At 24.9% G+C, this 22,063-nt stretch carries 28 protein-coding genes; 27 read left to right on the forward strand and 1 reads right to left on the reverse strand.

Going from position 1 to position 22,063, the window contains the following annotated elements:
• The first annotated feature begins 1 nt into the window (after nt 1).
• The 19 genes from D3Z33_RS12395 to D3Z33_RS12485 all read left to right on the forward strand — a co-directional run bounded on the left by D3Z33_RS12395 (nt 2) and on the right by D3Z33_RS12485 (nt 15,871).
• Nucleotides 2-667, forward strand: coding sequence for a hypothetical protein (locus tag D3Z33_RS12395; protein ID WP_160198087.1), 666 nt, complete (start codon nt 2-4; stop codon nt 665-667).
• A gap of 233 nt (nt 668-900) precedes the next feature.
• Complete coding sequence (locus tag D3Z33_RS12400) at nt 901-1,893, forward strand: DNA double-strand break repair nuclease NurA (RefSeq protein ID WP_160198088.1); 993 nt, start codon at nt 901-903, stop codon at nt 1,891-1,893.
• Entirely contained in the window at nt 1,893-2,228 is a 336-nt protein-coding gene (locus tag D3Z33_RS12405) for a helix-turn-helix domain-containing protein (protein WP_160198089.1), read from the forward strand. The genes D3Z33_RS12400 and D3Z33_RS12405 overlap by 1 nt, the downstream gene beginning before the upstream one ends.
• A 16-nt stretch (nt 2,229-2,244) precedes the next feature.
• Nucleotides 2,245-2,772 carry a hypothetical protein gene (locus tag D3Z33_RS12410; RefSeq protein WP_160198090.1) on the forward strand — a complete coding sequence of 176 codons (528 nt, stop codon included), beginning with the start codon at nt 2,245-2,247 and terminating at the stop codon, nt 2,770-2,772.
• Between the two features lie 19 nt (nt 2,773-2,791).
• Nucleotides 2,792-4,132: a hypothetical protein gene (locus D3Z33_RS12415; RefSeq protein ID WP_160198091.1), complete on the forward strand. Its 1,341-nt coding sequence runs from the start codon at nt 2,792-2,794 to the stop codon at nt 4,130-4,132.
• A 17-nt stretch (nt 4,133-4,149) separates the two neighbouring features.
• On the forward strand, nt 4,150-6,024 hold the full coding sequence (locus tag D3Z33_RS12420) for an ATP-binding protein (protein ID WP_160198092.1): 1,875 nt from the start codon (nt 4,150-4,152) through the stop codon (nt 6,022-6,024).
• A gap of 144 nt (nt 6,025-6,168) precedes the next feature.
• Nucleotides 6,169-6,708: a hypothetical protein gene (locus D3Z33_RS12425; protein ID WP_160198093.1), complete on the forward strand. Its 540-nt coding sequence runs from the start codon at nt 6,169-6,171 to the stop codon at nt 6,706-6,708.
• A 20-nt stretch (nt 6,709-6,728) separates the two neighbouring features.
• A complete protein-coding gene (locus D3Z33_RS12430) occupies nt 6,729-7,973 on the forward strand; it encodes a hypothetical protein (protein ID WP_160198094.1) in 1,245 nt (414 codons plus the stop codon).
• A gap of 353 nt (nt 7,974-8,326) precedes the next feature.
• Nucleotides 8,327-8,959 carry a helix-turn-helix domain-containing protein gene (locus D3Z33_RS12435; RefSeq protein ID WP_160198095.1) on the forward strand — a complete coding sequence of 211 codons (633 nt, stop codon included), beginning with the start codon at nt 8,327-8,329 and terminating at the stop codon, nt 8,957-8,959.
• 149 nt (nt 8,960-9,108) lie between these two features.
• Complete coding sequence (locus D3Z33_RS12440; RefSeq protein WP_160198096.1) at nt 9,109-10,341, forward strand: AAA family ATPase; 1,233 nt, start codon at nt 9,109-9,111, stop codon at nt 10,339-10,341.
• A gap of 61 nt (nt 10,342-10,402) precedes the next feature.
• Nucleotides 10,403-10,891: a hypothetical protein gene (locus D3Z33_RS12445; protein WP_160198097.1), complete on the forward strand. Its 489-nt coding sequence runs from the start codon at nt 10,403-10,405 to the stop codon at nt 10,889-10,891.
• A 279-nt stretch (nt 10,892-11,170) separates the two neighbouring features.
• Nucleotides 11,171-11,506, forward strand: a complete 336-nt coding sequence (locus D3Z33_RS12450) for a hypothetical protein (RefSeq protein ID WP_160198098.1) — start codon at nt 11,171-11,173, stop codon at nt 11,504-11,506.
• A 58-nt stretch (nt 11,507-11,564) separates the two neighbouring features.
• Complete coding sequence (locus D3Z33_RS12455) at nt 11,565-11,897, forward strand: DUF2958 domain-containing protein (protein WP_160198099.1); 333 nt, start codon at nt 11,565-11,567, stop codon at nt 11,895-11,897.
• 61 nt (nt 11,898-11,958) lie between these two features.
• Nucleotides 11,959-12,948, forward strand: coding sequence for a hypothetical protein (locus tag D3Z33_RS12460; RefSeq protein ID WP_160198100.1), 990 nt, complete (start codon nt 11,959-11,961; stop codon nt 12,946-12,948).
• 152 nt (nt 12,949-13,100) lie between these two features.
• Nucleotides 13,101-13,325, forward strand: a complete 225-nt coding sequence (locus D3Z33_RS12465) for a hypothetical protein (protein WP_160198101.1) — start codon at nt 13,101-13,103, stop codon at nt 13,323-13,325.
• Nucleotides 13,326-13,453: 128 nt separating this feature from the next.
• Nucleotides 13,454-15,067 carry a hypothetical protein gene (locus tag D3Z33_RS12470; RefSeq protein ID WP_160198102.1) on the forward strand — a complete coding sequence of 538 codons (1,614 nt, stop codon included), beginning with the start codon at nt 13,454-13,456 and terminating at the stop codon, nt 15,065-15,067.
• Between the two features lie 34 nt (nt 15,068-15,101).
• Nucleotides 15,102-15,362: a hypothetical protein gene (locus tag D3Z33_RS12475; protein WP_160198103.1), complete on the forward strand. Its 261-nt coding sequence runs from the start codon at nt 15,102-15,104 to the stop codon at nt 15,360-15,362.
• 77 nt (nt 15,363-15,439) lie between these two features.
• Entirely contained in the window at nt 15,440-15,634 is a 195-nt protein-coding gene (locus D3Z33_RS12480) for a hypothetical protein (protein WP_160198104.1), read from the forward strand.
• Entirely contained in the window at nt 15,635-15,871 is a 237-nt protein-coding gene (locus D3Z33_RS12485; RefSeq protein WP_160198105.1) for a hypothetical protein, read from the forward strand.
• A gap of 373 nt (nt 15,872-16,244) precedes the next feature.
• Here the strand turns inward: D3Z33_RS12485 and D3Z33_RS12490 are convergent, their stop codons facing one another.
• Nucleotides 16,245-16,979 carry a MarR family transcriptional regulator gene (locus D3Z33_RS12490; protein WP_160198106.1) on the reverse strand — a complete coding sequence of 245 codons (735 nt, stop codon included), beginning with the start codon at nt 16,977-16,979 and terminating at the stop codon, nt 16,245-16,247.
• Between the two features lie 571 nt (nt 16,980-17,550).
• On the opposite strand from D3Z33_RS12490, the gene D3Z33_RS12495 reads away from it, so the two are divergent.
• From D3Z33_RS12495 to D3Z33_RS12530, 8 genes are all read left to right on the forward strand, one after another.
• The gene (locus D3Z33_RS12495) at nt 17,551-17,877 is read left to right on the forward strand and encodes a hypothetical protein (RefSeq protein WP_160198107.1); all 327 of its coding nucleotides are present in this window, start codon (nt 17,551-17,553) and stop codon (nt 17,875-17,877) included.
• A gap of 172 nt (nt 17,878-18,049) precedes the next feature.
• Nucleotides 18,050-19,048: a DUF6744 family protein gene (locus D3Z33_RS12500; protein WP_160198108.1), complete on the forward strand. Its 999-nt coding sequence runs from the start codon at nt 18,050-18,052 to the stop codon at nt 19,046-19,048.
• Complete coding sequence (locus D3Z33_RS12505) at nt 19,032-19,232, forward strand: hypothetical protein (RefSeq protein ID WP_160198109.1); 201 nt, start codon at nt 19,032-19,034, stop codon at nt 19,230-19,232. The genes D3Z33_RS12500 and D3Z33_RS12505 overlap by 17 nt, the downstream gene beginning before the upstream one ends.
• Nucleotides 19,222-19,863 (forward strand): TraX family protein, encoded by a 642-nt coding sequence (locus D3Z33_RS12510; RefSeq protein ID WP_160198110.1) that lies wholly within the window; start codon nt 19,222-19,224, stop codon nt 19,861-19,863. The genes D3Z33_RS12505 and D3Z33_RS12510 overlap by 11 nt, the downstream gene beginning before the upstream one ends.
• Nucleotides 19,864-19,877: 14 nt before the next feature.
• The gene (locus D3Z33_RS12515; RefSeq protein WP_160198111.1) at nt 19,878-20,219 is read left to right on the forward strand and encodes a hypothetical protein; all 342 of its coding nucleotides are present in this window, start codon (nt 19,878-19,880) and stop codon (nt 20,217-20,219) included.
• A 17-nt stretch (nt 20,220-20,236) separates the two neighbouring features.
• Nucleotides 20,237-20,641: a helix-turn-helix domain-containing protein gene (locus tag D3Z33_RS12520; RefSeq protein ID WP_160198112.1), complete on the forward strand. Its 405-nt coding sequence runs from the start codon at nt 20,237-20,239 to the stop codon at nt 20,639-20,641.
• 35 nt (nt 20,642-20,676) lie between these two features.
• Nucleotides 20,677-21,069, forward strand: a complete 393-nt coding sequence (locus D3Z33_RS12525; RefSeq protein WP_160198113.1) for a hypothetical protein — start codon at nt 20,677-20,679, stop codon at nt 21,067-21,069.
• 119 nt (nt 21,070-21,188) lie between these two features.
• Nucleotides 21,189-22,031: a hypothetical protein gene (locus D3Z33_RS12530; RefSeq protein ID WP_160198114.1), complete on the forward strand. Its 843-nt coding sequence runs from the start codon at nt 21,189-21,191 to the stop codon at nt 22,029-22,031.
• The last annotated feature ends 32 nt before the right edge of the window (nt 22,032-22,063 follow it).

The raw sequence follows: 22,063 nt of genomic DNA on the forward strand, positions 1-22,063 counted from the left end.
AATGAATACAGATGATATAAAGATTTATTTAGATTCAATGATAGAGTTATATCAGAGTGAAAAAGGCAAAAAAGATAGCCTTTCTGACTTAATAAAGGAAAAAGAAACTTTAATAAAAGATAAATTAGAAGAAAAAGAAATACTAAGTGAAACATTAGTACTGTTACAGAGTGCATCTGATGAAGCAAGAGATCAAAGTGTAGAAACTATGGAAAACTTAGTTACTAGACCTTTACAATATATATTCGAGGATAATACAAAATTTAAGATAGATATGAAAACTAAGGGTGAAAATAGTAGTGCTGAATTTAGTGTAGTTACTGACTTTGATTTTGGAACAGTTAAGGCAGACCCAAAAGGAAGTGCAGGTGGGGGTAAAGGAGACATAACGGCCTTATCTCTACTTACTACTTTAAATTGTAGTATTGGAACTAAAGTAACTGCCCCACTTATATTAGATGAGCCTAGCAAATATGTTTCTCCTTCATCTAAAGCATTAAATGTAGGAAAGTTTTTAAGAGAATTATCTACTAGTTTTAACAAGCAAATAATTCTATCAACTCACAATCATGACATATCTGGAATAACAGATAAAGCATATGAATTTATATTAAAAAATGGAATTAGTAATGTGAAAGAAGTTACAGAAACTTTTGAGACAGTTTAAAGTATAAGATAGTACATTATATATATTCTTTATATAATTATTATATAAAGAATATATATAATAATACATGATAATTTTATATGTTTTATATTTTACTATAAAATCAAAGTATAAATTTTCTATCTGTATAATTAAATATATATTGAATACATAATCATTATGTAATATTTATATATTCAATATATATTAATTCTATAATAGTTATGTATATAATAATTTTAAGGAGTTAAATTATGAATAGTTCATTAATAACAAAAATAAATAATATAAATAGTTTTTTAAGAAATAAAGAGAATAATAAAATAGATAAATCAGAGTTACGTAAATTATTGAATAGTAAAATAGGTAATTTCATTACAACGGATAAACATATGCAAATCAATAGATATAAAGATAATGGCATTCTATCTGTAGATGGGTCAATAAACAATGAAGGAGCTACATTTCCCTATTTAATCACACTACTTAGAGCCTATGCACATAATACAAAGCGAGATAATTTAGGTTGTATTGAGGAAGTTGAAGAAGTATTCTGTCCTGTATATAAAAGTGATAGAGATAAATTAGATAATTTGATTAATGATATGGAAGAAGGAAATTATTCAATGGAATCAATTTTCCATTCATACATAAAAAATAGGTTAGCTGAATTAGAACTGATTAGTGCTATGGAGGGTATTAAGAGATTTAATAATAAGATTGTTTTGTTAGATGGTGGATTCAAAAGATTTGAATATAATTGTCCTACACTTCTTGACGAATTCAAAGAATTTTGTTTAGAGAATAATGTAACTGCAGTAGGAATTATAGAAGAAGTATCAACACACACTATATCTAAATTATTAAAAGATTCATTAACTGAGAACTACATAAAAGATTATGATAGAGAGCTTTTATTTGGTGTTTTAAACATCAATGAATGGTTAAAGGTAGATTTGGATATAGAAATAAAAATAGGCTACTACACGACATTTGCAAGGTTCTCACAACATCCTCAAATTATATCTATAGACTTTCTGAAAGAACAAGTTGATGTAGTAGATGAAGTAATGAGTTTATTATCTTCTCTTACTCCATTAAAAAGCAGAGGAATACCTATACCAATTGATATAGTGGATAAAGAGGTTAGAATTACCGACAATGAAACATCTATCTTAATGGGAGAGTTAGACTTAGATATTAAAGAGAAGTTTATAGTTGCTAACCATAACAGGAGGCAATTTTAATGTTTAACGTAGGAAAAAGAATAAAAGAATTGAGAAAAAAAATGAATATAGAAGGTAAAGAACTAGCTAAAGAATTAGATATATCTCCTAGTTACTTATCTAAACTAGAAAGTAACATTAGACCAACATCAGTAGAAAAAATAGAGAAAATATGTGAGATTTCAAATATTAGCTTATCTGATTTCTTTAACACAAATCAAGAGAGTAAAATAGAATTAGATATAGCAGAAAACATATACTTAAATCCAAAATTAAATGAGTTATTTACAGAATTACAATATATGGATGAAGATAAATTAGAACTTATACTAAAACTTATTAAAAATTTTAAGTAAAATTGGAGGAATTATGATGTATAGAGAATACAATCCAGAAGTTTCAAAAGAAAAAATATTTAACGATTATATTTACCTATCAATAAGTAAGAACGAAGTTGAAAACGAAGATTTTACCAAAGTAGATAAAGTATTTAAAATCTTAGATGAATGTAGATTTAGGTCAAGAGGTAAACTCACTATAGGGTTTGAAGGATACATAAGAGAAATAGAAGAAGTTTATGAAATTGAAGAAATTAGAAATTATGTATCTACTATGTTCAGTAAATATCCATATATGTTTTATTATATTACAAGTGAAGAATTAAACAATGCTATTATACTATCCTGTATAGCAGATGTTAGATTAATATACAAGGGTGAAAAGAAGGCAATTACAGAACTTAAGCCTAGTGAAAACCCTACAAGCGTTGGACTAGATATAAAATTAACCAAGGAATTGAAAGAAAAAATCATTGTTAGTATTTGTAAATATGCTGAAAAAGTTGGTGATACACCAGAGAATACCGAAGAACATTTACTGAAGTTATTTCCAAGCAAGTAATCAATAAGGAGGGGTTTAAGTGAGTTTAGAAAGAAGTATTCGAATAGAACACAACGATGAATCAAAACATTATTCCAGAAGTTTTTTAAGTAGCCTGACAGGTCAAAGGTTATTAAAAAAATTATATAAAGCTAATACAGATGGTGATGAAGTAAAGATTTTTTGTTTGTGTAAAGATAACGGAATACCAATGCACATGGCTAAATATAGTAATGGTAGTACATATGCTATTCGAGCAAACAAAAGCCTAGACCATCACAAAAATTGTATTAGTAGTATGTCTGAAAAAGAATTTGAAGAAAGAAAAAAGAAAAGAGCTAGATCTTACAACTATGAGAAAGATGGTAAAACATTTGCAGTGTTTAATACTAATGCTTTTTATGAAAATTCAATAAAAATAAGCACCCCATCTAGTAGTAAGGGTAAGACTTCTACTACTAATGTCTATAGCTCTATTTTCAACATGGGAGATACTTTACTTTCTAATAGTTGGACAAACTATGTTAAACATAAGGGGTATTGTCCAAAGGAAGGAAATCTGTTATATGAGTTATATAGTGAGTTAGAGAATAATAAGACAAGTAAAAAAGGTATAAATCTTACTGACATTATGTTTATACCAAGATATTCTAAGGATAATAATAAAGATATATCTGAGTTAATTAAAAAAGCTTATTTTAGTGTTAAATATAGGTTATCAGAAGAAAAGAATATAGAAAACGGAAAGTTATATATCCTCATGAAATTAGGTAGTAAAGAGGATATACAAGAACAACTTGATGAACAACGTGGAGAAGATTTCATTAGAATAAAGGTAGTTGACCCTTTTAAAAAAGGTTATTTTTATGCTACTGTAAAATTTAAAAAATTTAGAAGAGAGTTTCATAAGCATAAAGTTAAAAATGCTGAATACTACATAAGTACTTTTATTACTTTTAAAAATGATAAGCTAATGATTGATAGGATGGCAACAATACCAACTTTAAAGGGTAGAGGGTTCTTTGTAGAAAGTTCTAAAGAAATAGAATTCGCCGAGTATCTATTAGAAAGAGAGATTCTTTTTGAAAGACCTACAAAATCATCTGACTCTAAGCATGAAGAGTGGAATGGTTGGATACCAGACTTTCTTATTCTAGATTATAAGACTAAAGAAGTAACAAGAATTGCTGAAGTTTTTGGTTTTAAAGATTTTTGGGAAGATGATGAATACAAAATGAAAATGGAAGAGAAAATTGATTTCTTTACAAGCATTCAAGGTGAAAAAATAGAAGAATTTATATATTGGAAAGCTAATGAAGATTGGTCAATGCCAAAGTTAGCCAAGAAAACAGGTCAATTTATAGGTTTACAGTATAATTAAAAAGGTGTGATGTAAAAATGAGTATAACAGTTGTAGGGAATACTACCAATTCAGAGGTTTATATAGCAACCAACGAAAGAAAATTTATTATAAATGAATACCTCATAATAGAGGATAATGATAATGATGAGCCAATAGTTGAGATTATAGAAACTAATTCATTTAATAAATTTGTACCTTTAGCAAGTGAAAAAGCAGGAATAATGGAAGATACAGTAAAGCAAAATCTTTCAAGTTATGGGTATGATCTTGATGATGAAACTATAAATCTAGCAAAAGTAAGAGTTGTAGGAGAGTTATCTAAGCCAATCACAGTAGGCTCTACTGTGAGGTTACCTAAATTTAATGAAGTAAAACACTTATTAATGAAGAAAAAGCCAAATAAAGGATTAACATTAGGTGTGATTCGAGGTACTTCTGAAATGCAAGATAGTTTACCTAATGATGTAAGTAATATTGCTATGCTTTATAAAGATGATATAGGAGTTTTAGACCAAGAGGGTGTACCTTTCGTTTTTGATTACTATAAAACTGCACAATATCCTCATATGTTAGTAACCGGAGGTTCAGGATCTGGCAAATCATATGGAACAAGAGTACTGCTTGAAGAAAAGATGCAGAAAAAAATACCTATGATAGTTTTTGATCCACATTACGAAATGGATTTCTCTGAAACTTTTGAAGGACTACCTGTAAATTATCAATATGATTATAAAAGACATTACGAAATAGCGTATGTTGGAAGAGATGTAGGGGTAGATTTTACTGAATTATCTAAGGAAGAATTATCTAGCTTACTATCATCAGCTAAAAATATGACTAGTACAATGGAAACCACACTTGCTGTTGTTTTAGAAAAAAGAGATACATTAACTAGTTTTCAAACTAAATTAAATAATCTTATGGAGATATATCAAGATGGTACAGGGGAATATGAAGTAAGGAGAAGTGAAGGAGATAAAGTAGCAACAAAGGCTTTAGAATTATATAACAGAACAAAGAGAGAATTAGGAACTGCTACCTTGATGGCACTATCTGGAATAGGTTGGAGATTGGAAAATATCAAAGCTACTGGAATATTCAACTGTAACATAGACTCAATTCATAATGCAATTCTAAAAAGAAAGACAATAATTATCAGAAGTAATATTCGTCTACTTAAGACTTTTGCAGGTTTTATTATAAATAACCTCTATAAGAAAAGAAGAAAATATATAGATAGTCAAAATACTCTTACTCAAGAACAAATTAAGCAGCTTAATATTGAAAAATTCCCGCCTTTTGAGGTAGTTATTGATGAATCTCATAATTTCGCACCCAAAACAATAGAAGGTGAAAATATGACTCCAACTAAATGGATTATTCGTGAGATATCAGCAGAAGGTAGAAAGTATGGTATTAATTTAGTTTTAGTAACTCAAAGACCTTCCAATTTAGATACTACAACCCTTGCAAATGTTAATACTAAATTTATTTATCGTACAAATAATAGTTATGATTTAGCCACTATTTCAGAAGAAACTGATCTTACAGGAGCAGAACTTGATAGATTAAAATATTTTCAAAGTGGTAATTGTTTTATAAGTAGTGCCATACAAGGTAGAAGTCTGGCTTTAACTACTAGAGTAAGTAAAACTCAGAGTCCACACTTTAAAAACCCTTATGATGAATTAGATGAATTTGGAGAAAATAATGATAAGTTAAAAGAGGTATTAAAAAAATATCTTCCATTGTCTGATATGAATTTAGCTAACTATCATATGGATATTAACAATGAAGTAAAAAAGACTATACCATCTAAAGAAATATTTGAAACACTAGAGGAAATGTATAGAAGTGGAGAAATAGATATTAAAGACTCACCACTTGGCAAACAATATGTAGAGAAATAAGAATAAATTCAAAGGGTAAATTAGGTTGAGTTCAACTTTAGTTTACCCTTCAAATATGTATATTTTCTAATTCTTTACTACACAATATATTTAGAGTATAATTATATATATAGTGTTAACTTTTATAACTAAAGGGGTAAGTGTATGAACTTGAATATGATAGAAAAGGAAAAAGATATACAATTGTATAAGGCTATAGCTAAAACTGGTTTAATTACTGAGGACCTAGCTAAACTCTTAGGAATGAGTAGAAATAGATTGAACAACCATATCAAAGAAGACAATATAATTAAAAAAGGTGTGTATATGATGTTTGGAGATCTAACTAATATATATACATTATCTGATAAAAGTAAAAATAAAATGAGAAAAGACTTTTTAATAGATATATATAAATCTGATACATCACAAATTGAACATGACTATGTATTAGCTAAAATCTATATGTATCTTAATTATAAAGAAAAGGAAAGTTGGATTACTGAAACAGGTTTAAAATATATGTATCAAGGAAAGAAAACTACTGATGGTCTATATATCACTAATAACAACAGAATCGGTGTAGAAGTAATAACAGACTCTTACTCTAAAAGTGATATAGAAGAAAAGAAGGACTTTATTAGATCCTGCTGCGATAACTACATAATGATACATACTCATAAAGATATAGAATATAGATTGTAATATAAGAAAGGAGAATTACTTTGAATATAGAATACTATAGTAATAAAGAATATGATATACCTAAGAATGTATCTGAAAAAACTGAACATAGATATTTAGAAATAATTAATCTAGGATATGCAAAGTTTTTAGATATATTAGGGAATTGTGATGGTTTTGCTATGTATAAACAATTTGAAAAATTAGTATATCTATTTGATGGTGAAAATCGAACTAAAGAATCCAATAGGAAAATAACTTTAGGTATAATAAAAAAATTAGAAATCCTTAAATTTATTGGTACTCAAAAAGTTAATCAAAATAAATTTTTATATCTTAAAAGACCTGCATTTGCTCTCTTATCTGGAGATTATAACAAATTTAAAAGAATTAATTTGAATAAAGATTTAAAAAATGATAAGTTTAGAATTTCTATATTGAAATTAGAATATTTTTTAGAAAATAATGTATTAATAAGTAATAAAACGATGTTTTATCATATTCGTATGATTATAAAAGATATTTTAAATAAGATAGATAAGAGTAATAATAAATATGGTTACGACATTCAACTAATAAAAAAGCTACTTTCTACTAAAAATTATAAAGATTTTTTTAGTTTATGTGAAGAATACCCAGAATATAGTCATAGGCTTGGAGTTATAAGAAGTTTATATGATATTTCAAAGATATATCGAAAAATGATATTACAAAGAGAAACTATTGCATTTAATCCCAAATATTATAAATCTTATGTTAAAGAAGATGGTGAAGTTACAATTCACTATATCCCTAATATTTTTATTTTTGATGTAGGAAAAGATAAGAGGTTTTTTGAAGATAAATCAAATAAATTATTCCAATCTTTTTATACAATAAGAAATAATGTTCTTAGAGGCATATACAAAGCGTATGCTAGTAGTAATAATACTTCTATGGGATATATAGGAGAAAATCATATTGGTTATACGGTTACTTTAATAGGTGAAGATGAAGGAATATTAACTAAAAAGAGAGATATATTTGATAAGAATAGAGCTACTTCGATAAATACACCAATTATGAGTATGACTAATATAATATATCTAAATACAGGAAACTACTTATATTCAGCTAGTAGGAAACTTAATACATTTAGGAAAAGTCACGATGAAAGAATAGATACTATTATTTCTAAAAAAATTAATCAGATAGAAAAAACAAGTGAGAATAAAAGAAAGGAAAGAATCGAAAAGGAAAATAGTCAATTTGGTAAAGATTTGTTTAACTTAGTAAAAGATAGTTAGAGTAGATCGTATGTTTGATTTACTCTAACTATTTTTTATTTAAAAGATACTAATAAATTTACCTAAATGAAGTATGTAGGATAAATTATAAATTAGCTTATATACAGGAACAACTAAACATTAATGAACTATGTATTTAGGTAAATAAGCTGTGAATTTATAATAGTTATATGTTATAATAAATTAATAATATGACTACCATTTTTAAAAGAAATCATTTTTTAAAAGAAAAATGATTTTCATCATAACTTTGGGTAAATAGTATTAATCAATTAAATATTTAATTTATGTATTTTAAGTGTATAACTCAACATCAATAGTTTATGTATTTAGGTAAATAAGGAGTGTGTTAAATGAAGGGATATTCAATTACTGAAGTAGCTGCAAAATTAGATGGTCTACATGTTCAAACAATTAGAAAATGGGAAAAAGATTTTGAACTTATAATTCCTAGAAATGACCTAGGACATAGACAATATACAGAAAAAGAAATTGAAGTCTTAAGAAATATAAAAAATATGAAAGATGAAGGTGCAGGAATAGAAATTATTAAGAAAATACTTAGTAAATCAGAAAATGCAGCAGAACAAAAAGAAAATGCACTTGAACTGGTATCTATTGATAGATTAAACGGAAAAGAATTAAATGAAATAATGATAAATAAACTTTCTCAGTATATGGAAGAAAGGGATGATAAGTTAATAAATGAGTTTGCTAATACAATGAAAACTCAACTTTCTGAGATAATTGATGAAAAAGAAACTCTTTTAAAAAAAGATTATCAAAAAAAATTAAATATAATGCAAAAAAATATTGAAGAAACAATCTCAAATGAAATAGAAGAAACATTGTCAAATGAACTAGAAAAACAGGAAAAGAAAATAAGAGAACAATTAAGTAGTGAGAATAGTAAGTTAATGAAATATATCGAGAATAGAGATAAAGAAAAAGAAAAAAAACCTTTTTTTAAAAGATTATTTAAATAGATACTGTAAAAATATAAAAGCATATTCTTTAAGAATATGCTTTTATTATATTCCAGACATATAAGTTGTATTTATACAAGTTATAGGTTGTATAAATACAACTTATATGGTATAATAATCATATGAGATTATTATAAGGAGGTTTTTATATGCCTAAAGTATTAACTAAAGAGTGTATAGGTGCTATTGATAAACTAAATGCTATTGGTGATGAACTTAAAGAATTTATTATGGAAAGGGAAGAAGTGATTAACCTTATAAAGTTAGCTTTAGTAAGTAAAAGGAATTTGTTTTTCTTAGGAAAAACAGGACAGGCAAAATCTTTTATTATAAAGGAATTTAACAAGAGAATTACAGGTAGTAACTATATGGAGTTATTAATGAATAAAATGATGGATAAAGACGAGATATACGGAAGATTAGACATTCCGGAGTTGGTTAACGGTAATCAAAAAGTTATTACAACGGGAAAATTACCAGAGTCAGATATAGCCTTTTATGATGAAATCTTCAAGAGTAATGATTTATTATTGAATACGTTACTTCAAAGTTTAAACTATGAAGATGTAAATTTAGAAGGTAATACATATCCTGCAAGACATTTATCAATTTTTTCAGCATCAAATGAAATACCTAACTTTAAAAATAAAGAAGAAGATAAGATACTATATCCTCTATATAATAGGCTACACTTAAAAGTAGTAACTAACTATATAGAAAAAAAGGACAATTTCAAAAAGGCTATCAAAATGAAAAGAGCAAGACATGGTACTAAACCACAAGCAACTATTAAGCTTAATGAAATTAAAATACTAAACGAAAAAGTTTGGGATGTAGAAGTATCAGAAGAAATTGACGAATTAGTTTGGAAGATCAGTAAGGATATAAGTAATAAATTAAATAGACCTGTATCAGATAGAAAGTTAATAGAGTCCTCTATAATACTTCAAGGTTATGCACTACTTAATAAGAGGGGTAAGGTAGAGCCTAGAGATTTAAAAGTTTTAGAATACTATCTATGGGAATCTCCAGAGGAAATACAAGTTATAAGGGAAATAATAAAAGCTAATTCTGATAATCCTTTAAAGGAAAAAGTTATGGGAGTTAAGTCACTTGTAGTAGAACAATTAGAAGATGCTTACTCAATGGTAGATAGTGAGGATACAAGGGCAAAAAATAAAACATTTAGTAAGACAGAAAAAGAACTACTGAATCTACATTCTGAACTAGAAAGTCTCAAAGATACTATTAAAACTGATGAAGATAATAGAATTATTGATAAAATGCTTGTAGAATTTGAAAATCTGTATAAAGAACTTAATGAGAAGTTTGGATATACGTATACGTCAATTGGTGAAATGAAAGAAAGAATGGGGATTTAATTATAACTAATTTAAAATATAATGAATATACTTTGAAACTATATAAAGGGGAAGGTTAATTATGTTTATACTTCTATGTGGCACTATCTTTACAATTTTAATGCTTAAAGCTATATTTAATACTTCTAAAATAAAATCATTAAATAGCGAAAATGATAAAATTATTAAAGAGATATTATTAAAAGAAAGTAAGCTTTACCTTTCTTTAGCTGTATTTATCTTTATATTTATGATATCTGTATCTTATTATATTGATACAAAAAGTGAATCTTACGATAAAAGTATTTTATATGTTGAAGGTACGTTGGTAAGTGTAATCAAGGAAGATAATTTTATATTTCATGATTATTATTTAAAAATCAAGTCAGAGAAAAAAGAAAATCTAATTAAGATTGATAGAGAACAATACCTGCTATATAAAGATAATGTAAATAAGAAAATATATGTAATAAAAGATAATACTTTAATTGATATTTTTGAAAATCCAGATGAGTTTCAAGAAAGTCTCACTAAATTAAAGAAGTCTGGAAGAGTTGTTGAAACAATTTAAATAGAAATATGGTTAGTTATTATATTTGATATAATTTATGAAAAATGATACAATTTATATATATACAACAAATAAATACAAAAAACCGAGCATATATTTGTATCGGTGGCATTTATCAAATTTAATAATAGGTTAGATTATCTATTATTACACGTTTTAAAAATGGAATAGCAATTTTTCAACTCTTTAGAGATATTTTTATATCTTTCAAAGGGTTTTTTTATTGCTAAATTTATCAAATGGTATAACAATTTTAAAATTGAAAGGGGAACTTTTAAAATGAATCAAAAGTATTATCAGATAAACATTGAAGGCGAATTAATAAACATTGATTTATCCAATCATTCTCTTAAAAGATGTGAAGAAAGAGGTATATCTAAATATGAAATATATTCTCTTATTCTAAAACTTGGAGAAAATTTACTTGATTTACGTAATGGTGAACAATTTGCTATCGTAGATAAAGAAACTGGAGTTGGAATAGTTAATCAAATAACTGCTGAATATGGAGAAATTTTTATAACTGTTATTACTGCTATACATAATGACAACATTTGGATTAGCAAAGGTACAAAAGTACTTAATGTAAATGAGGTATATGAATGTATAGCGTAGTTTATTAAATGTAACTAATAGAAATAAGAAATTATTAAATGAAAGGTGTGTTTATTACATGAAACTACTAACCAAGTCAATTAAGAGGAAATTACCAGAATTATATTCAACTGAGAATATAGAAAATCCATGTATCAGAGTTAAATTTTTTGATGCATATGGTAGTTATAGATGGTATGTTCTTGAGGGTGAAGAACAAGAAAATGGAGACTTTCTATTCTTTGGTTTAGTTGATAGTGGCAGAGATCAAGAATTAGGCTACTTTAGACTATCAGAATTAAAATCTATTAAATATTTAGGTAGATACCCAAGAATAGAAAGAGACATGCACTTAAAAGATGGTGAAGTACACTTAAAAGATATAGAAGGTAAGGTTGGTATAGCTGTTTAAACCAAAGAAAGAGATATATTTCTCTTTCTTTGGTTTATTAACTGAAAGGTGTGTTTATAAAATGAAAAATAACTATGTTCAAAATTATCAAATGGATTTTATTAAAACTGACATATTGAATATGAAAATATCTGAGACTAAAGGGAATAAAGATAAATACTTTTATGAACTACTCCCAATATTAGAAGAAAAACTTAAAACAATAGAAGGTCATGCAGTAAGTGATATAAACTCTTTTAAAAATTCTATTTTAAGTTATGTTTTTTCAAATTGTATTTCTAAAGGTATTCATAGAGAAATGACTGTTGAACAAATGTATCAATATGAATACAAAAAAAGTGGAATGGATAAAAAGGGAATAATCTTAAATGGTAAATACTTTTATGAAGGTAGTTATATAGCTTTAAAGCAGTATCTAGGCAATATAGAGCTATATGTAAAAAGCATATCTAATAATTCTATTATCATAGAACATAGATTCAATGCAGATATATTTTTAAAAGAATATAAAACCATTGAAAGTTTAGAAAATGATATGTGGTCCAAAAAAGATATAGAGGATCTTTTTAAAATAGAACTTAGCAAAGTAGATGAAAAGAAATTGATATATTTAAATAGACTATTGTGGAAAGTTAATGTTAACTTTGATAAACAATTTATATCTAAAGTAAATATGTTTGCTGAAAAAGTAACAAAAGAGTCTAGAGCAAGAGCTAAAAAAATAGCGAATTCTTTGAGTGAACATGAACTTATGGATTATATATCAAAAAGTCTTTATAATCGATTATGGGATAAAGATATTTTTGATAATAAAAAGGAATGTATCAATAAGCTAAAATATCAGTTTTCATTATCTGGTCAAACTTTAATTGATCCTTTATATAATCACTTTTCTATAGGATTCCTTAACTTCGATAATTCTAAGCTTTCTATAACTTTAAAAAGTGAGAATTCAAGAGAGTTTGATTATAGCTACTCAAAATTATATGAGTATATTAAAAAATATAACCACAATAATAATCAAATATCATTTTCTCATTATTTAATGTAAAGGTTAATTTCAGTATTTCAGTTTAATTATCATAAAGAGATTTATTTCTCTTTCAGTATCTAATATATTAATCGGCTTTATACAAATATAAACAAAAAAATAATTTATCAAATGAAATGAATTACTTAATAAATGGAAGGAGCGTTTAAAAAATGAATAATTCATACAAAACTTTTAAAAAATATGAGGTTAAAGCAGAAAGTCTTATAGACTTCATGAATACTTACTATAAAAGAGATAGATTTTATGGTAGAGGTAAAGAGTATGCAAAAAGCCTTATTAATAGCTATAAACAAGAGTTAAACCAAAATGGATATGTTTTCATTTCTCAACATGATAATATTACTGGGGAAGTGGTTTCATATTACAAAAAATAATGGATTCAAATTGAATCCATTATTTTTTTATGTATTTTAATTGTATATATACAAGTTATAGCTTGTTAGAGTTATGTTTTTATGATATAATTTAATTAGTGATAGACGTATCAGGAGGTGATTAGAATATGTTTAATATTGACGAAATTTTAAGTAACTATCCAGAAAATATAGATTCTAATAAAATCAAGAAGTTTGATACAACAATAAATCATACTAGAATGGAAAATTTAATCTATAAAGAAAAGAAAAAAAGTCTAGATGAAATGTATCGTGGAATAGACTATACAATCAGTGATATAGAGGAAAAAGCTAGTGAAAAGCTATCAAGTTTTAAATTTTTATCTCAAGACATTTTTAATATGTTTTACAAAGTTAATATTAGTGATAGAAAAAAAGAAGATTTATCTACTAATGCAAAAAAATTTAATAAACAAATAATTCAGAATATAAAGGAAAATCAAGATTATGGTGCATTAAAGATGCTTACAGAGGGTAATGATCTTGAGAGTATAGAAGGTACTAGGGAATTTATAAAACAATTGTATGATAATCTAGATATCCTATTAGAAGATATAACAGGAAATAAAGGTACACTCAAACAATTAGATAAAAAAAAGAAAGCTTTAGAATCAAAACAGAAACAATTAAATAATAACATCGACCTTTACCACCACTTGAAAGGGAAAGAAGGGAATAAAGAAGAATTAAAAGCAGCAGAGAAGAAAATAAAAGCACTACATAGACAAGTAGAAGGAATAATAAAACAAATAAATAAGTTCAATGATATTATAAAATACAAGACTAAAAATAATAGAGATAAAATAGAAAATAGAATAGATAATGCTTTGAAAAATTCATTGATTAAAGTTCAAGAGGTTAAAGACACCCTAGAAATATGGGGTACAGAAAATGGTACACCACAAACTATGGAAGGAAAGACTAAACTAATAGAGAAAATAAAGAAAAATCCATTATTTTTAAATATAGCTAAAGAATTAGGTAAACTAAGAAAATTAACAAATTCAAGTATCAATAAAAAATATACAATAGGAAGAGGAAAAAAGATAGGTATAGAATATGGTAATAATTTAAATAAAATATTGCCTTCAGAACTTGTTTTACTTGCAAATAAAGAAACTAAACCTATATTTTATAAAAAATATGTGGAGAAAAAACTTAAGCAATATAAAGAGAAAAAAGAAATATTTGTAGGTAGAGGTCATGTAATATTTATGGCAGATGAAAGTGGCTCTACCTCTGGAAATAGAGCAATCTGGACTAAGGCTTTAGCAATATCACTTATGGGTATATCAGTTAAAGAGCATAGAAACTTTGCGTATATCCCATACGATACGAGAGTAGGTAATATACAACATGTTAATAATACTAATTACTCAGAGGATATTGTTTTAGCGATAGCGAATAGTTACCTAGGTGGAGGTACAAATTTCACTGAGCCTATTAAGATAGCATCTAAATTGATAAAAGACAATAGATATGAAAATGCAGATCTAGTTTTTGTAACTGATGGCCACGCAACTATAGATAGCAATGTATTAGATTATTTCAATACATTAAAAAAAGAAAAGAAAGTAAAATGTGTAGGTATATTACTAGATAAAAGTAGAATAGGTAAAGCTTCTGATAAAACTATAAAGAAATTTTGTGATAAAATTTATAAGACTTCTGAAATATCAAATGAAAAAATAGCTCAAAAATTAATGAATCAAATAATATAACTTTATTTATCAAGTTTTATAAAGGAGATTAAATATGACTAATGTAATGTTTGATAAAATTTATAGAGAAAAAATACAAAATTTTATTGATAAGAGAATGTATACTTATGATATTAAAGATATATTGAAAGGTTATAATGATTATAAAAGAGGATGGTATGTTAGCGTTACTATGAAAGATTGTATCACTCATTTAGAAACCCCTATAAAAAAGATACTAGAGTTAGATATCAATAAAAATTATACATATAATAAAAGTAAAGAGAACTTTACAAATACAAATGAAGGAGATTAGTAATGATAAGAAATCAAGTTGATAAAAGCATGAATTTAAAGATAAAAAAACAGAAAAAAAGATATAGGAGATAAAATATGAAATATTATAATGAAGGTGCTTTAAAAAGTTATCATATCGTAGTAGAGGGTGATAGAAAGTCTTTATGTGGTAAAAAAATAAATCTTAATGAACTTGGTCATAGATTAGGTAATAATTTATTTAGTTCTTTGCTATGCAAAAAGTGCAAAAAGATATCAGATAGTAAAGTTAATAATACAGGAGGGTTTTAAATGAATAATGATGATAAAAGGGAAATATTAGAAATTCTCGTAGGAGAAAAAGTGTATTCTAAATATGGTGAGTTAAAAATAAACAATTTTTCAACTTCTGGAGAATTTGTTTATTTAAAAAAAGATGATAATACTACTTATCCTATAAAAATTCAAAATCTAATTATTAATGATGATTTATTAGATAAATATAAAGAAAAAATTAATAAAGACTATAATTTTAATATAGTAGCTTAATTTAAAGTTAAATATATTATTCAAGAAGATATAAAATGAGTATTTCAAACAAATCATTTTATATCTTCTTGAACTTTTCATAATAATTGTTATAAGATAATCAAAATGCTAATTAGAATACTGAACACATCTTTATTATTATTATTATATGATAAAGTTACATGGACTTGTTGATAACTTTATAAAAATATAAAAAATCATAATAATTTATATATTTTATACACAATTATTCATACTAAATAATAATATATTTATAATTTAGTTTATTATTATAGAATATAAATAATATTAGACATAACAAATAGACAACTGAATATCACTTGTCTAAAAACATTAATTAAATTAAAATTTTTATATTAATTATATATTTGAGTTATATATTTTGAAACGTTTTATTCCAATCTATTGTATATGGCTTGTCCCTATCTTGATCAAAACCAAAAGCTAGTGCAAACTTAGTTAATACATTTTCTAATTCTTGACCTATAAGATAGTTTTCAAAACATTTTTTAAAATATTGTTTTGGGTTATATATTTTTTCATTAAAATTAATCAATCTATCTGATATATTAGATAACAATGGCACTACCCTAGAAGGTGCTAGACTTATAGAGTTTATGAATTTCTTTAAATCTTTTAATATGCTAAAGCTATCTCTTTTGAAATATTTAAAATCAATATTAATTTTTTCTTTTTTTGTATGTAGTTGGACATTATCTGATGATAATTCATGTATTAAATTATTTAAGTCTTTTATAATGTAAGATTTAACTGTATTATCTATATTTGAAATCCATAGCTTACTATAAGCTAAGAAATTTATAATATAAGTATGGATTTTAAATGTTCCTTTATTAGTTCTTACTCTTTTGACAGTTATTAAAGGTAATCCATTGAGTTTAACCTTTTCCAGTAACTTCGTATTCTTACTTACAGTCTGTCTTGTAACATTCATACATCTAGCTATATAATTTTGAGATTTTCCATCTACTATCCCTTTTTCATTGCTTAAATTAGCTAATACCTGTAATAACCTAGCTGGTACAGGTTTTAGATTTAATCTTAATTGGCTATAGTAATTATATTTATTTATTTTTTTATTATACACAAAAAATCCTCCCTTGATTTACAAAAAGCAAACCTAGAAAGAATTCCTATTGTTCTTTTTATTTATATTATAAAAATCTAGTATTTCTTGTTGATTAAAACACTACATCTGTGGTATAATAATTATAAATGAAAAAGAACTTAATAAGTTTTCTTTGAGGTGAGATATTTCTGTGGCGGCCAAACCATTCAAGAAATATCTCTTTTGCTTTTTATATTTATTTTTAAATTATTTTTAAAACATCAAACCATAATTATTATAAATATTCGACATAAAAAAATAAATTCCTTTATTTTTTATATATTTTTTTAATAAAAATCAACTTGTATTAATTATTTTAATACAAGTTGATTTTTATTTCAATACTAAAATATATAAATACACTATATATTATTAAAACTAAACATATATATTGTATTATAAATCTATAAATGTTATAATCGTATTAAATAATGGTAAGGGTATATGAACAATATATAGGAAAGCTTATCTAAATGCCCAAAATATGAAATATTGCCTAATAATAATTAGTACATAGAACGTAACCAAAAAAGTAATAAGGAGATAAATTATGTTATATAGAGAATATTGCTCAGAGCCAACAGATTCATATAATGGAATTTATAATACTATTGAGAAGGAAAGAAAGATTTTTATAGATGGGAATTTTAAAAATATAAAAAGTATTAAAATGCCGATGATAGGCGAAAAGATTAAAGTTAATGTATTACCAAATAATAATCACAAAAATAGAGAATATATAGGTATAGTTATTGATAAGCAAAGTAAAGATCATATTTTAGTTAAGAATATCAAAACAGGTTGTAAAGAAAACTTTTATGCAGTAGATAAAGTTATTAACGATGTAAATATCACTGTTATAAAAGCAAATATTTAAAACTTATTAAATAAATAAATGGAAAGTAAAAGCCTTAATGATTTTTACTTTCCATTTATTTATTTAACATACTATCCATTGTTTAAATAAAAGCTATGAGTTGTTAATATACAAGTAATATGATATAATATATATAACAAAAGTAATTAGTTAAATGAATGGAGGGTTTTAAATGAATAGTAATTTTGTAGCCATAAACAGTAATGTTGAAGGAAATAATATAATTGGAAAGTTAGTTTATTATACAATTGGTGAAACAATGCTAAATGAAAAAGAAGTATTTAATATATTAGATGATTGTGGAATTTCTAAAGATATAGTAGCTAAAAAGCATACTAGTACACAAGCTTTCAAAACTGCTACTAAAAAGATACAAAAGAGAGGAATATTATTGTCAGACCCAATGACAGGAGATATTAATAAATATCATTTAATAGTTGAAGATAATAAAACAGAAGACAATGGAAATTTATGGGTTAGGGAAATAAAACTTGAAAAAGTTAAAGAAAGAAATAATAACTATACATACATGGGGAATTTTATATATGATAAAGTAACAGATAAAGCAAGTTACAGTTTAAACTCTGCCACTATGAAAAGTGTAGGTTACGATATAACTAAACTATGCGACTATGCTATGGAAGAATTCGAGAGAGAGGCTCATGGATTTAATAAGAATAGATTAAATAATTTTATGACTAAGTATATGAAAGAGATTTTAGATGGTTCTTCAGTAAAAATACGTGCTAAAGTTTGGTTTGTACCTATTTATAAAGCAAATGAGTTACTAAAACTAGAGAATTTTATAGAAATTTTAAGCAAAAAAAATACCGAAGATGGTACAGTTGAGATAATGAGTATTCCATTAATGCATGAAGAAAAATATGTTGAGAGATATACTAGAGAGTTTCATAATACTGTAAATTTTGAACTTAATGAAATATATAAACATATAAACAGAATAATGAAACAGGAAAATTCTAGACCAGAAACTATGGATACTTGGATACAAAAAGGTAAAAGTGTTTTAGAAAAAAAGCAAAAATATGAGAAAGTATTTAAAAGAAATTTTGAAGTGATGGAAGAGGATATGGAGATTTTAAATAGACAATTACAAGAACTAGAAATAAGAAAAGAAAAGAGGACAAAAGAAATTGAAAAAAATAAGTAAAAATACCATAATAAAATATTTTGTATTTGAAGTTAAAAATACAGATGGAGAAAAGTTCAATGTATCTTCAGCATTTCCCAAGAATATAGAAGAATATTGTAGAAGATGCAATTTGAAGATAAATAAAATTATTACTAGTTCATCAGATAGAAATTATATAAGGAGTATAAGTGATGAAATTTGATACTTCATCACTTATAACTCATAATACTGATTATATAAAAGTTATAGCTTTAATCACAATGGTAATAGATCATATATCTGTGTTATTTTTCCCTAATATTATAATACTAAGAATAATCGGTAGAGTTTCATATCCCCTAATTGCATATCTTATAGCATTAGGATATCAAAGAACTTCTGATTATAAATCCTATCTTACAAGACTTATATTATTTTCTTTTGTTTCTGCTATTCCTTATTACTATTTTTCAGAAGGTATAAATGTGATCTTTACTCTATCATTTGGGTTAATGACTATTCATTTTTATAAGAAAAATAAAAAAGTTATATCCCTTTTATTAATTATACTAGCCGAGATGTTAAGATTTAGTTATGGATGGTATGGAGTTTTAATGATATTATTTTTTAATATTTTTATAGAACATCCTAAGAAATTTATTTTCTCATTATTCATATTAAACTTGATATATCTGATAATCCATAATTCATATATTCAATTTTTTTCTATGGCAGCCCTTATATTTTTATTTTTGAAATTTGATAAAAAGATAAGATTATCTAAACATTTGTTTTATTGGTTTTATCCATTACATCTATATATTTTACTTATTATTAAAAAAATTATTATATAGGAGGATTTAATATTATGAAAGTTACGTCAAGAGTTGTTTTTATAAAAGGCAAATATAAAGGAAAAACAGGAACTATAATAGATTACAAATACCCAAGAGTATATGTAGAGTTAGATCATAATTTAGATTGGGTAGAATGTAAATCAAATAAGTTGTTAGAAATAGATGACATAACAAATATAGGAAACATTAAATTTAAAAAGAATATGAAAATATATGATGTAAACCTTAATAAAGTTGGAAAAATACTTGATGTATATAAAGAAAACAAGGAAATTCATAAAGTGAAATTTGAATGTGGTAAAATAATAGAATATACTTTAAAAGAAGATATAAATTTTATTATACTAGAGTAAATAAAGGGGTTAAGATAATGAAACAAAATAATTCAAAAGAAAAACATAATAACATTTCTAAATACAGAAAAAAATTAGGGTATACACAAAAAGAATTTGCAGAAAAACTGGAAATTACACAACAAGCACTTAGTCAAATTGAGAATGGGAAATTGAAAATCAATATTAATATAGTTGAAAAAATATTAAAAGAGTTTAAAAGTGTGACTTTTGACGAGTTACTAAAAACTAATAGAATGAGTATATATATAACTAAAGATAATCAAGAACTACTTAAGCAATATTCAAAAGAAATAAAAGGGAATCTAAATTATACAATAAGTGAGCATGAATTATATACTCTGACAATAAATAACTTAATTAAATTAGCTTTAGATAGTAATATAAAAGATATAGAAACTAAAGGTTTAATAAAAAAATAATAAGATATTATAGTTTAATTAAAGGAGCTGATTTATTGTTTCAGTCATGTAGCTTTGAAAGTTTAAAAAAAATTATGGAAGATAACTTAGAAGAGAATTTATATTTCAAGAAACCAAAAATTACTATTACAGATATGAGTGATAAAGAAGAAAGTTATACTTTTGTACAATTTAGATTTAAAGATAATACATTAAAAATTCCTCAGTTATATTTAAGTAAAAAAAATACAGGTACAGGGACTAAAATCCTAATATGGCTTGAAGAATTTTGTATTAATAATGGAATTACTAAAATACAATTAAAAAACATTTGGAAAAGAGGTACAAGTGAATATAGTAAAGAAATGCATAATATAATAAAAAAACTAGGTTATGAAGTAATTGAAGAAAGTAATACACATATTAATTGTGAAAAAACTATAATTTAATAGTTTGCTTAATTCTAAAATGTTAGATATGTTATATCTAACATTTTATTTAATTTTACAAAACACTTATGTTGTGTTATAATCTATTAGGAAATAATTTTTATAAGTAGGTGAGTGGAGTGAGTGATATATTAGAAACTGATATTAAATTTATAGAAGATAAAAGAAAAGATTTAAACTTACCAAAACCTCAAGATTTTGAAGAAGGAAGAATTAAACCAGAAGATATTGAAAAATTATTGGAATTAGTAAAATTACCTTTTAAAGAAGGAAGTACATCAAATAGTTATACAGGCTATTCATCTAAAGGAATAAAATATTTATTGCAATTGAATAGACTGCAGCAAATATTTGGCAATACACATATTAAGATAGAACATAAAGTAATAGATAAAAAATTAGTTGAAAGCAAAGACCCGAATAAAAATGATATGTATTATTATAAAACATATGTAGAGATTCAAATAGGAAACTATACATTATACACTGACTCTGATAACATTCCTAAAACTAATTTTGTAAGTTATTATACTGTTGAAGGAATTGGTTGGGGTAAGGCAGTAGACGAAGGAACTGCAGAAAAAAACTCTAAAACTAATGGAATTAAAGATGTTTGCAAATACATGGGTATGCTAAGAGATATATATTTACAGGATAATGATGATAGTGATAGCAACTATAATGAAGGACTTCAAGGGGAAATACAATTATTATCACAACCAAATATATATCCTAGTGGAACAATATACTTAAAGAGTACAGCTAAAGATATAAATAAAAACAAAAATATTGAAATTATAATATATAGAAATAATAATTATAATGAAAAAGAACATAAGAGTATGATTCAAATGTTAGAAAAAAATAGAACTCATTTAATTAAAGGCAAAAATTTAAAAGTAAATTACTTAGAAAATAAATATCAAAATAGAGAACAATATATAATTCAGAAAATAAATTAAATGAATTAAGTATCTTAACAAATATAAGACCT

The organism is Senegalia massiliensis (genome assembly GCF_009911265.1).
Lineage (GTDB): Bacteria > Bacillota > Clostridia > Tissierellales > SIT17 > Anaeromonas > Anaeromonas massiliensis_A.

Excerpts from the sequence above, each read along its gene's own strand:
- D3Z33_RS12395 (WP_160198087.1), top strand. The coding sequence starts at position 2 with ATGAATACAGATGATATAAAGATTTATTTAGATTCAATGATAGAGTTA.
- D3Z33_RS12400 (WP_160198088.1), top strand. The coding sequence starts at position 901 with ATGAATAGTTCATTAATAACAAAAATAAATAATATAAATAGTTTTTTA.
- D3Z33_RS12405 (WP_160198089.1), top strand. The coding sequence starts at position 1,893 with ATGTTTAACGTAGGAAAAAGAATAAAAGAATTGAGAAAAAAAATGAAT.
- D3Z33_RS12410 (WP_160198090.1), top strand. The coding sequence starts at position 2,245 with ATGTATAGAGAATACAATCCAGAAGTTTCAAAAGAAAAAATATTTAAC.
- D3Z33_RS12420 (WP_160198092.1), top strand. The coding sequence starts at position 4,150 with ATGAGTATAACAGTTGTAGGGAATACTACCAATTCAGAGGTTTATATA.
- D3Z33_RS12425 (WP_160198093.1), top strand. The coding sequence starts at position 6,169 with ATGAACTTGAATATGATAGAAAAGGAAAAAGATATACAATTGTATAAG.
- D3Z33_RS12435 (WP_160198095.1), top strand. The coding sequence starts at position 8,327 with ATGAAGGGATATTCAATTACTGAAGTAGCTGCAAAATTAGATGGTCTA.
- D3Z33_RS12440 (WP_160198096.1), top strand. The coding sequence starts at position 9,109 with ATGCCTAAAGTATTAACTAAAGAGTGTATAGGTGCTATTGATAAACTA.
- D3Z33_RS12445 (WP_160198097.1), top strand. The coding sequence starts at position 10,403 with ATGTTTATACTTCTATGTGGCACTATCTTTACAATTTTAATGCTTAAA.
- D3Z33_RS12450 (WP_160198098.1), top strand. The coding sequence starts at position 11,171 with ATGAATCAAAAGTATTATCAGATAAACATTGAAGGCGAATTAATAAAC.
- D3Z33_RS12455 (WP_160198099.1), top strand. The coding sequence starts at position 11,565 with ATGAAACTACTAACCAAGTCAATTAAGAGGAAATTACCAGAATTATAT.
- D3Z33_RS12460 (WP_160198100.1), top strand. The coding sequence starts at position 11,959 with ATGAAAAATAACTATGTTCAAAATTATCAAATGGATTTTATTAAAACT.
- D3Z33_RS12465 (WP_160198101.1), top strand. The coding sequence starts at position 13,101 with ATGAATAATTCATACAAAACTTTTAAAAAATATGAGGTTAAAGCAGAA.
- D3Z33_RS12470 (WP_160198102.1), top strand. The coding sequence starts at position 13,454 with ATGTTTAATATTGACGAAATTTTAAGTAACTATCCAGAAAATATAGAT.
- D3Z33_RS12475 (WP_160198103.1), top strand. The coding sequence starts at position 15,102 with ATGACTAATGTAATGTTTGATAAAATTTATAGAGAAAAAATACAAAAT.
- D3Z33_RS12480 (WP_160198104.1), top strand. The coding sequence starts at position 15,440 with ATGAAATATTATAATGAAGGTGCTTTAAAAAGTTATCATATCGTAGTA.
- D3Z33_RS12485 (WP_160198105.1), top strand. The coding sequence starts at position 15,635 with ATGAATAATGATGATAAAAGGGAAATATTAGAAATTCTCGTAGGAGAA.
- D3Z33_RS12495 (WP_160198107.1), top strand. The coding sequence starts at position 17,551 with ATGTTATATAGAGAATATTGCTCAGAGCCAACAGATTCATATAATGGA.
- D3Z33_RS12500 (WP_160198108.1), top strand. The coding sequence starts at position 18,050 with ATGAATAGTAATTTTGTAGCCATAAACAGTAATGTTGAAGGAAATAAT.
- D3Z33_RS12510 (WP_160198110.1), top strand. The coding sequence starts at position 19,222 with ATGAAATTTGATACTTCATCACTTATAACTCATAATACTGATTATATA.
- D3Z33_RS12515 (WP_160198111.1), top strand. The coding sequence starts at position 19,878 with ATGAAAGTTACGTCAAGAGTTGTTTTTATAAAAGGCAAATATAAAGGA.
- D3Z33_RS12520 (WP_160198112.1), top strand. The coding sequence starts at position 20,237 with ATGAAACAAAATAATTCAAAAGAAAAACATAATAACATTTCTAAATAC.